This is a genomic window from Castellaniella defragrans, assembly GCF_014203015.1.
In the GTDB taxonomy this organism is placed as follows: domain Bacteria; phylum Pseudomonadota; class Gammaproteobacteria; order Burkholderiales; family Burkholderiaceae_B; genus Castellaniella; species Castellaniella defragrans.
Genome location: NZ_JACHIB010000009.1, coordinates 97,392 through 109,865, shown reverse-complemented (window position 1 = coordinate 109,865; position 12,474 = coordinate 97,392). Strand labels below are relative to the sequence as shown.

Below are 12,474 nucleotides of genomic sequence, written 5' to 3'. Positions count from 1 at the left end.
CAAGCCACCCAAATGGGGTAATCATAGCCTCAAATGGGGCATTGTCTCTGAAAATTCCCCATTAAACCCACCCGATTACCCCCTTCACACGTTAAACAAAAAATTCATCACATCCCCATCCTTCACCACGTACTCCTTTCCTTCCGCCCGCATCTTGCCGGCTTCCTTCGCGCCCTGCTCGCCCTTGCAGGCGATGAAGTCGTCGAAGGCGATGGTCTGGGCGCGGATGAAGCCGCGCTCGAAGTCGGTGTGGATGACGCCGGCCGCCTGGGGGGAGGTGGCGCCGACGGGGATGGTCCAGGCGCGGACTTCCTTGACGCCGGCGGTGAAGTAGGTCTGCAGGCCCAGCAGCTGGTAGCCGGCACGGATGACGCGGTCCAGGCCGGGCTCGGTCATGCCCATGTCTTCCAGGAAGACGGCCTTGTCCTCGTCGTCCAGGTCGGCGATCTCGGCCTCGATGGCGGCGCAGACGGCGACCACGGGGGCGTTCTCCGCCGCGGCGTAGTCCTGCACCGCCTTCAGGTGCGGATTGCCCGTGAAGCCGTCTTCGCGCACGTTGGCGACATACATGGCGCGCTTGGCGGTGATGAAGCAGTAGCCCTTGATCAGGGCCTGCTCGTCCTCGTCCAGGCCCAGGCCGCGCACGGACTTGCCCTGGTCCAGGGCGGCCACGATGCGCTCCAGCAGGGCGACCAGGCGGATGGCTTCCTTGTCGCCGGAATTGGCGAGCTTGCGGTTCTTCTGCAGGGCCTTGTCGGCGGTGGCCAGATCGGCCAGGGCGAGCTCGGTGTTGATGACTTCGATGTCGGAGATCGGGTCGATGCGGCCGGCGACGTGGACGACGTTCTCGTCCTCGAAGCAGCGCACGACGTGGACGATGGCGTCGGTCTCGCGGATGTTGGCCAGGAACTGGTTGCCCAGGCCTTCGCCCTTGGACGCGCCCGCCACCAGGCCGGCGATGTCGACGAATTCGACCACGGCAGGCACGATGCGCTCAGGCTTGACGATGGTGGCCAGCTGCGCCAGGCGCGGATCCGGGACCTCGACCACGCCGACGTTGGGCTCGATGGTGCAGAACGGATAGTTCTCCGCCGCGATGCCGGCCTTGGTCAGGGCGTTGAACAGGGTGGATTTGCCGACGTTGGGCAGGCCAACGATGCCGCATTGCAGTGCCATGAATTCGATTATCCTTGTGTTCGGAAGGCGGGATCGGGGTCCGGCCCGGAGGAAACTGCGATTGTACCCCGCCCATCGGCCCCCCCTCTGAAGGCAGGGGGTTCCGGCCGCGTCGAAGTGCTGCCCGAAATCGCCTGACCCTTCCCCGATCCTTCCACCCTCCTTCCACCCATCGCCATGCCCGGACATCCCATGCTGCCCACCCTCACCGCACTGCAAGCCGCCCTGGACCGGGGCGAGACCACGTCCGTCGACCTGACGCGGGCCGCCCTGGCGCGCATCGCCGACCCGGACGGCGAAGGCGCGCGCACCTTCACCGCGGTCTGGGCGGAGCAGGCCCTGGCCGCCGCCCGGGCTTCCGACACCCTGCGTGCGGCCGGACAGGCCCGCTCGCCGCTGGAGGGCCTGCCCGTCTCGATCAAGGACCTGTTCGACGTCGCCGGACACGTCACGCGCGCGGGTTCCCGGATCCGCGAACACGCCGCCCCCGCCGCGCGCCATGCCGAGCCGGTGCGGCGCCTGGCGCGGGCCGGCGCCGTGCTGGTCGGGCACACCAACATGACGGAATTCGCCTTCTCCGGCCTGGGCCTCAACCCGCACTACGGCACGCCCAGCAGTCCCTGGGACCGCGCCCGCCGCCGGATTCCGGGCGGCTCGTCCTCGGGCGCGGGGGTCTCGGTCGCCGACGGCATGGCGGTGGCCGCCCTGGGCACGGACACGGGCGGCTCGATCCGCATCCCTTCGGCGTTCTGCGGGCTGACGGGCTTCAAGCCCACCGCCGCGCGGGTGCCCGCCGCCGGCGCCTTCCCGCTGGCGACCAGCCTGGACTCGGTGGGGCCGCTGGCGGCCTCGGTGACGTGCTGCGCGATCCTGGACGGCATTCTTGCGGGCGACGAGGCGCGCCGGCTGCCGGCCGCCCCGCCGCCCGCCCGGCTGCGGCTGGCCGTGACGGACACCCTGGTCCTGGACGGCGCCGACGACACCGTGCGCGGCACCTTCGGCGCCGCGGTGGCGCGGCTGCGCGCGGCCGGCATCGCCATCGACACGCTGGAGATCCCGGAATTCCAGGAACTGGCGCACATCAACCGCAAGGGCGGCCTGGTCTGCGCGGAAGCCTACGCCGTCCACCGCGACCTGCTGGACGGGCAGATCGAGCGCTACGATCCCCGGGTGTCCTCGCGCATCCTGCGGGGCCGCGACATCGACGCCGCCGACTACATCGAACTGCACGCCCGGCGCGCGCGCTGGATCGCCGCCGTCGAGGCCCGGCTGCAGGGCTACGACGCACTGCTGCTGCCCACCGTGCCGGTGATCGCCCCCACCATCGAATCGCTGCAGGCCTCGGACGAGGCCTATTTCGCCGCGAACGGGCTGATCCTGCGCAATCCCACCCTGATCAATTTCCTGGACGGCTGCGCCCTGAGCCTGCCCTGCCACGCCCCGGGCGAGGCGCCGGTCGGCCTGATGGTCGCGGGCCCCGCCCACGCCGACGCGCGCATCCTGGACGCCGGCCTGGCAATCGAGCGCATCCTGGGCGCGCGCTGAGCCGGGCGCGGCGCGGCGGCGGGCTCAGCCCACCGCCAGCTCCGGCGCCCAGTGCAGCACCAGGCCGATCAGCAGCAGCGGCCCGCCGTTGAAGATGGCGTGCAGGGCGATCGAGGCGCCCAGGCCCCGGCGCACGCGCATCCAGCCCAGCACCAGGCCGGTGACCCACTGCGGCAGCACCAGCAGCGGCAGCAGCACCAGCGCTATGGCGTTGAGGCGGAAATTGAACAGGTGCACGGCGGCGAAGGCCAGCGCGGCGCCGTGGAAGAGCCAGGGGTAGGCGCGCCGCGCCAGGCGCCGGCCGCGCCAGGACGTGCGCCAGCCGGCCCGCCAGCGGTGGTCGGCCGGGTACCAGGCCGGCGCCAGCGCCAGCAGCGCCGCGGCGGCGGCCATCAGGCCCGAGGCGATGCCGGCGCCCTGGACCAGGATGGCGGCCATCAGGGGAACGAACCACCACAGCATGGCCGGGCGGCGCAGCGCGTGGCGGAAGGTCAGTTCCTCGACGATGGGCGCCCAGATCAGGGCCGTCATCCAGGGCAGGTTGTGGATGTCCAGCCGGTGCTGCGCCCCGCCCGCGTCCGCTGCCGACAGGGCCAGCGGAGCGAACACGAAGACGTTCACCGTCCACAGCAGCACGGCCCAGTGGGCCAGGCGCCACCAGGGCGCGTTCAGGCTGAGGTCCACCCGCATGCCGGAGCCGGCGCGCCGCCCGCCCAGGCGCGGACCGGGGCGCGGACGCACGACGAAGCGCAGGAAATCGACGATTTCCTGGCCCATGGTGGGCAGGCCGGCGGGACGCTGGAAAAGGGGCATGGCCGCCGCGTCAGGAGTGGTTGGCCTGGTGCAGGCGTTCGGTGGCGCGGTCGAAGGCGCCATCCAGCAGCTGCGGCAGGATCACGCGGCAGCGGTTGATGACGTCCTCGATGCCGGGCATGTCGTCCTTGCGCGGCGGATGCAGCACGAAGTTGACCACCTGCTGGGCCAGGCCCAGGCTGCGCGGGTGGCCGATGCCGATGCGCAGGCGCCAGAAGTCCGGGCTGCCCAGCGCGGACTGGATGTCGCGCAGGCCGTTGTGGCCGGCATGGCCGCCGCCCAGCTTGAGCTTGACCGCGCCCGGCGGCAGGTCGAGCTCGTCGTGCAGGACGAGGATTTCCTCGGGCCGCAGTTTGTAGAAGCGCGCCAGCGCGCCGACCGCCTGGCCGGACTTGTTCATGAAGGTGACCGGCTTGGCCAGGATCACCGCCTGGCCCGCGTGGCGCGCGCGCGCGACCCAGGCGAAGAACGGCTTTTCCAGGGTGAAGGAGGCCCGCAGGTCGTCGGCGAAATGGTCCGCCAGCCAGAATCCGGCGTTGTGGCGCGTGGCTTCGTATTCGGGGCCGGGGTTGCCCAGCCCCACGATGAGGCGGATGGGCGCTGTCGTCATCGGGAGGGGTGGTCCGAAGAAAAGCACCCATCATACGACAAAACCCCCGCCGGCCTTGCGGCCGCGCGGGGGTTCCGTAGGGTCTTGCCGGGGCTTGCGGACGGCGGCTTATTCGGCGGCCGGCGCGTCGGCGGCGCCTTCGGCAGCCGTGCCCTTGGGCGCGGACGCCTGGGCCAGCAGCGGGTTGGTGTCCTCGCCGTGGGGGACGTACTTCACGCCCATCGGCAGGGTGACGTCCGACAGGTGCAGGCGGGCATTGCCCACCAGGCCGCCCAGGTCGACTTCGATGAACTTCGGCAGGTTGGCCGGCAGGCAGGTGATGTCGAGTTCGGTCGGGCCGTGGGTGACGATCTGGCCGGCCAGCTTGACGGCCGGGCTGATGTCGGCGTTCAGGTAGTGCACCGGGACCTTGGTGGTGACGGCCTGGGAGGCGTCCACGCGCTGGAAGTCGACGTGCAGGACCAGGGGCTTGTAGGGGTGCCATTGGGCGGCACGCACCAGGACCGGCTCGGTCTTGCCGTCCAGGACCATGTCCAGGATGGAGGCGTGGAACTCTTCCTTGTTCAGGGCGTGGTAGATCTCGTTGTGGTCGAGCTCGATATTGGCCGGGGCGGACTTGCCGCCGTAGACGATGGCGGGCACCCGACCGGCGCGGCGCAGGCGGCGGCTCGCACTCGAACCCTGGACGCTACGCGAAGTGGCGGTGAATTTCATGGAAAACTCCAAAACGGGGCCTACGGACGGCCCCTGACAGCACAGCAGCCGAAGCTGCGAAACGGCCCCGCGCCGCGACCAGCGCGGGGCCACAAAAAAACGTCGCGGCCGCCGTCAGTCGGCGAACAGCGAGCTGACCGATTCCGCCGTGGAAATGCGCAGGATGGTCTCCCCCAGCAGCGAGGCGCAGGAGAGCTGGCGGATCTTCGCGCAGGCGCGCGCGGCTTCGTTCAGCGGAATGGTGTCGGTGACGACGAGCTCGTCCAGGGCGGAGTCCTGGATGCGCTTGATGGCCTCGCCCGACAGCACGGGGTGCGTGCAATAGGCGTAGACGGAACCCGCGCCCCGGTCCTTCAGGGCCTGCGCGGCCTTGCACAGCGTGCCGGCGGTGTCGACCATGTCGTCCATGATCAGGCAGGTGCGGCCGTTGACGTCGCCGATGATGTTCATGACCTCGGAGACGTTGGCGCGCGGGCGGCGCTTGTCGATGATGGCCAGGTCGGATTCGAGCTGCTTGGCCAGGGCCCGGGCGCGCACCACGCCGCCGATGTCGGGCGACACGACCACCAGGTTCTGGAAGTTGCGGCTCCAGATGTCGCCCAGCAGGATCGGCCCGGCGTAGATGTTGTCCACGGGGATGTCGAAGAAGCCCTGGATCTGGTCGGCGTGCAGGTCCATGGTCAGGACGCGGTCCACGCCCACGACCTGCAGCATGTTGGCCACGACCTTGGCCGAGATCGCCACGCGGGCCGAGCGCGGCCGGCGGTCCTGGCGGGCATAGCCGAAATACGGGATGGCGGCGGTGATGTTGCGCGCGGAAGCGCGGCGCAGGGCATCGACCATCACCATGATTTCCATCAGGTTGTCGTTGGTCGGCGCACAGGTGGGCTGCAGCACGAAGACGTCCTTGCCGCGGACGTTTTCGTTGATCTCGACCATGACCTCGCCGTCGGAGAAGCGGCCGACGGTCATCTTGCCCAGCGACATGTCCAGGTGATTCACGACATCGACGGCCAGACGAGGATTGGCCGTGCCGGTGAAGATCATGAATCTGTCTTGTGCCATGGTGTCGAACCAATGTGTCAAATGACAAGGCTGTTGACAGCCTTCCCGCGGGAAGCGGGGCGGTTCAACAGCCTGGTAGCATGCGCGCCGGCGCGGAAAGGATGGCTGGGGAAGAAGGATTCGAACCTTCGCATGCCGGAATCAAAATCCGGTGCCTTAACCAGCTTGGCGATTCCCCAATATTCAATCTGCGACCCAGCCAAGCAAGGGGTGATCCGCCAGGCCCCGGCAGATCCAGGACCCTTCGATCGCCCCATCGGGCGGGTTTTCCATTTTACCGATTATTCGGTCCCGATGCATCCCGGCCTGGGCCAGGTCGGGGAATTCCGCGAACAGGCACGAACCCGAACCCGTCATGCGGACTTCAACCCCCGCGCCCTCTGTGCCTCGTATCGCCCGCGCAAGCGCGGCGATATCCGGATGCTGCCGAAAGACCACGGCTTCCAGGTCGTTGCGGCCAAATAACAGCCCGGCGCGCTGCCCTGTCTGCCAATCAGTAAAGACCGCAATTTTTACCGATTCGGAATTTCTTGTCAAATCGGGATCGCGGAAAACGTCCGCCGTGGCCACGTGCGCGGGCGGGCGCACGATCCAGTAGGCCCGCTCGGGCAGGTCCACGGCCGTGAGATCCTCGCCGACGCCCTGGGCGAAGGCGGCGCGGCCGAAGACGAAGACCGGCACGTCGGCCCCCAGCGGCAGGGCCAGGCGCATCAGCTCGGCGCGCGTCAGGCCGGTGCCCCACAGGCGGTTCAGGGCGATCAGGGTGGTGGCCGCGTCGCTGGAGCCGCCGCCCAGGCCGCCGCCGGCCGGGATGCGCTTGCGGTAACGGATGCGCGCGCCCTGGCGCGCGCCCGTGGCGCGCTGCAGCGCGCGCGCGGCGCGCAGCACCAGGTCCTGGTCCGGCGCCAGCCCCGCCAGGCCCTCGCCTTCGCGCGCCAGCGAGCCGTCGGCCGTGGCGTCGAAATCGAGGGTGTCGCACAGGTCCACGAAGCGGAAGACCGTCTGCAGCAGGTGGTAGCCGTCCGCACGCCGCCCCACCACGTGCAGGAACAGGTTGAGCTTGGCCGGGGCCGGCACGTCGTACAGGGCCGCCATGCGCATCAGGGCCGGTGCATGGGCCTAGGGCCGGTCCACGATCAGCTGCAGGCGCCACTGCCCCTGGCTGTCCAGGCGCGAGAGGCGCACGCGCCCGGGACCCTGGGCGTCGTAGGCCGACAGGCTGACTTCCCAGCCGTCCTGGCGCAGCGCCGTCAGCCGGTCCTGCGCGTCCCGCTGCGCATCGACGACGAGGCCGGGCGCGGCCTCGCCACGGATCCAGCGGCGCAGCCCGGACACCGGCATGGGATGGCCCCAGACCAGGGCCAGCAGGTCGTCGGGCGTGGGCGCCGATTCGCGGCTACCGTCGGCGCGCTCCAGCTCGGAGCGGCCGGGCTCCACCCGGATCCGCGCCAGCACGCTGCCCAGCGGGGAGACGAGATCCAGGCGCAGGACGCGGCCGTCGTCGCGCCAGGAGAAGCCGCCCTGGGCCGCGGTGGGCGCGGCGCCCGCCGGCTGCAGGTTGACGGCGAAGCGGCCCTGCCGCTCGAAGGCGGGGCCGGCGCCGCCAATGCGCTGGGGCGCGGCGCAGGCGGCCAGCAGGCCCGCCAGGACCAGCGTCAGCCAGACGTGCCGCAGGCGCACGAGGTACGCCGCGAGGCCGCGCGACGCCGCGGTGCCGCGCGCGCGGAAGGATGCCGCCGGGGACGCCGCCGCGGGCATCCGCCCGGATCGCCGGGCAGGACCGGACGGCCTCATGGCAGCCTGACCCCCAGGCGGTTCAGCGTTTCCCGCAGGGTCGCGTTGTCGGGATCGGCCTTGCGCCCTTCGGCCCAGATGCGCCGGGCCTCGTCGCGGCGGTCCAGTGCCCACAGGGTCTCGCCCAGGTGCGCGGCCACGTCGGCGGCGGGCATCTGGTCGTAGGAACGGCGCAGGTATTCCAGCGCCCCCTGGTAGTCGCGGATGCGGAACAGGTACCAGCCCACGCTGTCCAGGATGTAGGCGTTGTCGGGATCGAGGTCGAGCGCGCGCTCCAGCAGGTCGCGCGCCTCGGTCAGGTTGCGGTTCTGCTCGACGAAGGTGTAGCCCAGCGAGTTGTAGGCATTGGCGTTGTCGGGATCGAGCTCGATCACGCGGCGCATCAGGGCCTCGAATTCGGCCGTCTTGCCCTGCTGGTGCAGCAGCATGCCCAGGTCGTACTTGATTTCCGGGGTGTCGGGCATTTCCAGGTCGGTCGCCTTGAGCAGCTCGACCGCCTGGTCGGTGCGCCCCGCGTCCCGGTAGATGGAGGCCAGGGTCAGGCGCACGACGACGCGCTCGCGGCGGTCGGCCGGCTTGATGGCGTCCAGGATCGCCCGCGCCTGGTTCAGCTCGCCCAGCTTGCCGTAGAGCACGGCCTCGTGCGTGCGCGCCTGGAACTGCAGGGACGGCTCGTCGATGCTGCGCAGCTGGCGGATGGCTTCGCGCAGGTCGTTCTGGCGTTCGGCGATCTGCACCAGCAGCAGCCGCGCGTCGGACACGTCGGCCTGGGCGTTGGTGGCGTCGTCGCGCACGGCCTGGCGCCGCTGCTGCTGGATCGTGATGTACTGGCCCAGCAGCGCCTTGGCGGCATCGTAGCGGCCGGCGCGGGCGTTGACCTCGGCCTCGGTGTAGAGCAGGTCGAAGTCCTCGGGGGCACGGCGGCGCATGCGGTCGAGCAGGCCCAGGGCCTCGTCGAACGCGCCCCGGCCCGTCAGGCGGCTGACCAGCAGCAGCTGCAGGCCGCGCCGGTCCGGGTGGCGCTCCAGGTAGGCGTAGGTGTCCTTGATGGCCTGCGAGGGCTCGACCCGCAGGCCGTATTCGAGCACCCGCTGGGCGGCGTCCTGGGAATCCGGGTCCAGCGCCTGGGCGCGGCGCGCCTCGTCCACGGCGCGCACGGGCTCGCCCGCCGCCCAGGCGGCGTCGGCCAGGGCCAGCCGGGCCAGCGCCGAGGTGCCCGACACGCCCGCCAGCGCCTTGTCCAGCACGTCCAGGGCGAGGCGCTTGTCGGTCATCTTGGACACGATGCCGGCCGCCTGGACGATGGCCTGGTCGGGATCGTCGGCCGAGGCGATGCGGCGCGCCAGCGTCTGGGCCAGGCCGTCGGTCTGGCCGCTGGAGGCCGACAGCGCCAGGGAAGCGGCCACCGCCTCGGGGTTGGACGGGTCCAGGGCGGCCCATTCGCGGGCCGAGCGCAGCGCCAGCGCCAGGTTGCGCCCGGTCATGGACATCTGGAAGGCGCGCCGCGCCAGCCGGGGATCCAGGGTGTCGTGCGCCAGGGACAGGAGCTCCTGGGCGGCATCGTCGTACTGCCCGCGCTGGGCGGACAGCTCGGCCACCAGCAGGCGGTACAGCAGTTCGGGAGTGAGCGTGACGGCCGGCGGCTCGCCGCTACGCAAATGGATGGTTTCGACCGGATCGGCCGGCGCGGCTGCGGGGGGCGCAGCCCACGCCGTCTCGTGTGCGGCGGCCAGCGCCAGCACCACGGGAATCACGGAAGCGGGAAATCTCATTTGCGGTAACCATGGCCGGAACGCAGGAAGAAACCGCGTCTGGTGGCAAAATTGCGTCATCGAAAGTGGATGTTATCACCCTGCCATGCCGGAACTGCCAGAAGTCGAAACAACCCGTCGTGGAATTGCCACGGTCATGCCCGGACGCGTCCTGCGCCGCCTGATCGTGCACGAATCCCGGCTGCGCTGGCCGGTGCCGGCCGACCTGCCCGCCCTGGTGCGCGACGCCGAGGTGCTGGCCTGCGAGCGGCGGGGTAAGTACCTGCTGATCCGCTTTCCGCGGGGCACGCAGATCGTGCACCTGGGCATGTCGGGCTCGCTGCGGCGGGTGCCGATGGACGAGCCGCCGCGCAAGCACGACCACGTGGAATGGCTGTTCGACGAGGCGCGCTTCCTGCTGCACGACCCGCGCCGCTTCGGCGCCGTCCTGTGGCATCCGGCCGGCGCCGGCCCGATCGAGGCCCATCCGCTGCTTGCCGGGCTGGGCATCGAGCCCTTCGACCCGGCCTTCACCCCGGAGCTCCTGCACGCGGGGCTGCGGGGCAGCCGCCAGACGGTCAAGCAGCTGCTGCTGGGCGGGCGGATCGTCGTGGGCGTGGGCAACATCTATGCATCCGAATCGCTCTTTCTGGCCGGCATCGACCCGCGCCTGCCGGGCGCGCGCCTGTCGCGCCCGCGCAGCGCCCGGCTGCACGCGGCCATCCTGCAGACCCTGAGCCAGGCGCTGGAATCGGGCGGCAGCACGCTGCGCGACTACGTCAACGCTCAGGGCGCCCCGGGCGCGTATTTCACGCTGCACGCGGCCGTCTACGAACGCGAGGGCCAGCCCTGCCCGCGCTGCGCCACGCCGATCCGGCGCATCGTCCAGGGCCAGCGGGCGACCTATTTCTGCCCGGGATGCCAGAAGCGCTAGCGCGGGGCCGGGCCTGCGGCCCGGCGCGGCCTGCGAGGCGTGCCGTCCAGAATCCGGAACGCGGCCCGGCGAGCCCGGGCGCGGGATCTCAATCGTTGAGGGCGGCGACGACGATCACCTCGAACTTCAGGCCGGGCGCGGCCAGGCGCGCCTCGCCCGTGGCGCGGGCCGGCGGGTTGGCCGGGTCGATCCAGGCCTCCCAGACCGGGTTCATGGCCGGGAAATCGGCCATGTCGGCCAGCCAGAGGGTGGCCTGCAGGATGCGGGACTTGTGGCTGCCGGCCTTCTCCAGCAGGCGATCGACCTCGGCCAGCGCCGTGCGCGCCTGGGTCTGGACGTCGTCGCCCTCATGGCCCACCTGGCCCGACAGGTAGACGATGTTGCCGTGGACGACGGCGCCGCTCATGCGGGCGCCGGGTTCGATGCGCTGGATGGTCATGACGACAGCTTCCAAAGGGAGTGGAGGAAGGCGCCATCATAGCCCGGAACCAGGGCCGGATCCCCGCGCCGGCGGGCGGCCGGGCGGCAGGCCGCGGGGGATGGGCGGACCGGCCGCGCGCCCTACCCCACCAGGACCTTGCCCGGATTCATGATGCCCTGGGGATCCAGGGCCGCCTTGATGCGATGCATCAGCACCATCTCCACCGGGTCCTTGTAGCGCGGCAGCACGTCGCGCTTGAGCTGCCCCACCCCGTGCTCGGCGCTGATCGAGCCGCCCACCGCGTGCACGCGGTCATGCACCAGCTCGTAGACCGCGTCCTGGCACGCCAGCAGCCGGCCTTCGGCCCAGTCCGGCCCGCGCGCGACGTTGTAGTGCAGGTTGCCGTCGCCCAGGTGGCCGAAGATCACGTGCCGGATGCCGGGGAACGCGGCCTGCAGCGCGGCGTTGGTGCCCAGCACGAACTCGGCCATGCGCGACACCGGGATCGAGACGTCGTGCTTGATGCTCTTGCCGGATTCCTTTTCCGCCAGGGGGATGCTTTCGCGCAGGTGCCACAGCGCGTGGCTCTGCGCCATGGATTCGGCGATCACGGCATCCAGGACGACGCCGGCCTCGATCGCCTCGCCCACCACGACCTCGAAGCGCTCGCGGGCGTGGGCCTCGGATTCGCTGTCCGACAGTTCGAGCAGCGCGTACCAGGGCCTGTCGGCCGACGGGCCCTCGAAGGGCAGGCGCTGCTGCGGAAAGCAGCGCACCACGTCCTGGAGGCAGTTGCCGGCCATCAGCTCGAAGCCGGTCAGCGAGGCACCCAGCCCCGCGCGGGCGCGGCCCAGCATGGCGATGCCCGCCTCGATCGAATCCAGGGCCAGCAGCGCGGTGCAGCGCGCCACCGGCAGCGGATGCAGCTTCAGCGTGGCCGCCGTGATCACGCCCAGCGTGCCTTCGCTGCCGATGAACAGGTCGCGCAGGTCGTAGCCGGTGTTGTCCTTGCGCAGGCCGCGCAGGCCGTGCCAGACGTCCCCCTGGGCGGTGACGACCTCCAGCCCCAGGGTGAGTTCGCGCATGTTGCCGTAGCGCAGGACCTGCGTGCCGCCCGCGTTGGTGGCCAGGTTGCCGCCGATCGTGCAGCTGCCCTCGGCCGCCAGGCTGAGCGGAAACAGCCGGCCGGCCTCGCGCGCGGCCTGCTGCACGGACTGCAGCACGCAGCCGGCCTCGACCTCCATCGTGTCGTTGTCGGTGTCGATGCCGCGGACGCGGTTCAGGCGCTGCAGCGACAGGATCACCGCCCGGCCGGAATCGTCGGGCGTGGCCCCGCCGCACAGCCCGGTATTGCCGCCCTGCGGGATCACGGGCAGCCCGGCCTGCGCGCACAGGCGCACCACCGCCGCGACCTCGTCGGTCGTGCCCGGCCGCACCACGGCCAGCGCCCGGCCGCGGTAGCGCTCGCGCCAGTCCGTTTCCCAGGGCAGCGCGTCCGCGCCGGTCAGCACCTGCGCGGCGCCGACCGTCGCGCGCAAAGCATCCAGATGATCCATGGCCTTCGTCGTTGCGCCGCGTGCCGCGGCGCGGATAAGAAGTGAAAAGAACCTCCGATTGTAATCGGCGATAATGAGGAAAGGTCTGAACCGGT

Annotated in this window: 12 protein-coding genes and 1 tRNA gene; 2 read left to right on the top strand and 11 right to left on the bottom strand. The window is 70.9% G+C overall.

All coding sequences use genetic code 11. The features are described from left to right. Positions 1-84 precede the first annotated feature (84 nt). The gene (ychF, locus tag HNR28_RS09115) at positions 85-1,176 is read right to left on the bottom strand and encodes a redox-regulated ATPase YchF (RefSeq protein ID WP_151024205.1); all 1,092 of its coding nucleotides are present in this window, start codon (positions 1,174-1,176) and stop codon (positions 85-87) included. A gap of 192 nt (positions 1,177-1,368) precedes the next feature. On the opposite strand from ychF, the gene HNR28_RS09110 reads away from it, so the two are divergent. Then, positions 1,369-2,721, top strand: a complete 1,353-nt coding sequence (locus tag HNR28_RS09110; RefSeq protein ID WP_151024206.1) for an amidase — start codon at positions 1,369-1,371, stop codon at positions 2,719-2,721. A 24-nt stretch (positions 2,722-2,745) separates the two neighbouring features. Here HNR28_RS09110 and HNR28_RS09105 read toward each other — a convergent pair whose 3' ends face one another. The 8 genes from HNR28_RS09105 to HNR28_RS09070 all read right to left on the bottom strand — a co-directional run bounded on the left by HNR28_RS09105 (position 2,746) and on the right by HNR28_RS09070 (position 9,489). Next, on the bottom strand, positions 2,746-3,534 hold the full coding sequence (locus tag HNR28_RS09105; RefSeq protein WP_151024207.1) for a CPBP family glutamic-type intramembrane protease: 789 nt from the start codon (positions 3,532-3,534) through the stop codon (positions 2,746-2,748). 10 nt (positions 3,535-3,544) lie between these two features. Next, positions 3,545-4,144 carry an aminoacyl-tRNA hydrolase gene (gene pth / locus HNR28_RS09100; protein WP_043684536.1) on the bottom strand — a complete coding sequence of 200 codons (600 nt, stop codon included), beginning with the start codon at positions 4,142-4,144 and terminating at the stop codon, positions 3,545-3,547. A 108-nt stretch (positions 4,145-4,252) separates the two neighbouring features. After that, the gene (locus HNR28_RS09095) at positions 4,253-4,858 is read right to left on the bottom strand and encodes a 50S ribosomal protein L25/general stress protein Ctc (protein ID WP_151024208.1); all 606 of its coding nucleotides are present in this window, start codon (positions 4,856-4,858) and stop codon (positions 4,253-4,255) included. A gap of 114 nt (positions 4,859-4,972) precedes the next feature. Then, a complete protein-coding gene (locus HNR28_RS09090) occupies positions 4,973-5,923 on the bottom strand; it encodes a ribose-phosphate pyrophosphokinase (protein ID WP_043684541.1) in 951 nt (316 codons plus the stop codon). 102 nt (positions 5,924-6,025) lie between these two features. Beyond that, a tRNA-Gln gene (locus tag HNR28_RS09085) sits at positions 6,026-6,102 on the bottom strand. A gap of 4 nt (positions 6,103-6,106) precedes the next feature. Next, on the bottom strand, positions 6,107-7,024 hold the full coding sequence (ispE, locus tag HNR28_RS09080; RefSeq protein ID WP_170288433.1) for a 4-(cytidine 5'-diphospho)-2-C-methyl-D-erythritol kinase: 918 nt from the start codon (positions 7,022-7,024) through the stop codon (positions 6,107-6,109). Positions 7,025-7,042: 18 nt separating this feature from the next. Further along, entirely contained in the window at positions 7,043-7,603 is a 561-nt protein-coding gene (locus HNR28_RS09075) for an outer membrane lipoprotein LolB (protein ID WP_043687757.1), read from the bottom strand. Between the two features lie 110 nt (positions 7,604-7,713). Then, complete coding sequence (locus HNR28_RS09070; protein WP_151024209.1) at positions 7,714-9,489, bottom strand: tetratricopeptide repeat protein; 1,776 nt, start codon at positions 9,487-9,489, stop codon at positions 7,714-7,716. An 85-nt stretch (positions 9,490-9,574) separates the two neighbouring features. Here HNR28_RS09070 and mutM point away from each other — a divergent pair, with 85 nt between their 5' ends. Next, positions 9,575-10,402 carry a bifunctional DNA-formamidopyrimidine glycosylase/DNA-(apurinic or apyrimidinic site) lyase gene (gene mutM / locus HNR28_RS09065; protein WP_151024210.1) on the top strand — a complete coding sequence of 276 codons (828 nt, stop codon included), beginning with the start codon at positions 9,575-9,577 and terminating at the stop codon, positions 10,400-10,402. An 88-nt stretch (positions 10,403-10,490) separates the two neighbouring features. Here the strand turns inward: mutM and HNR28_RS09060 are convergent, their stop codons facing one another. Together HNR28_RS09060 and HNR28_RS09055 are read right to left on the bottom strand one after the other, a co-directional pair. After that, positions 10,491-10,841 (bottom strand): RidA family protein, encoded by a 351-nt coding sequence (locus HNR28_RS09060; protein ID WP_151024211.1) that lies wholly within the window; start codon positions 10,839-10,841, stop codon positions 10,491-10,493. 122 nt (positions 10,842-10,963) lie between these two features. Continuing rightward, positions 10,964-12,379, bottom strand: coding sequence for an FAD-binding oxidoreductase (locus tag HNR28_RS09055; RefSeq protein WP_151024212.1), 1,416 nt, complete (start codon positions 12,377-12,379; stop codon positions 10,964-10,966). Positions 12,380-12,474 lie beyond the last annotated feature (95 nt).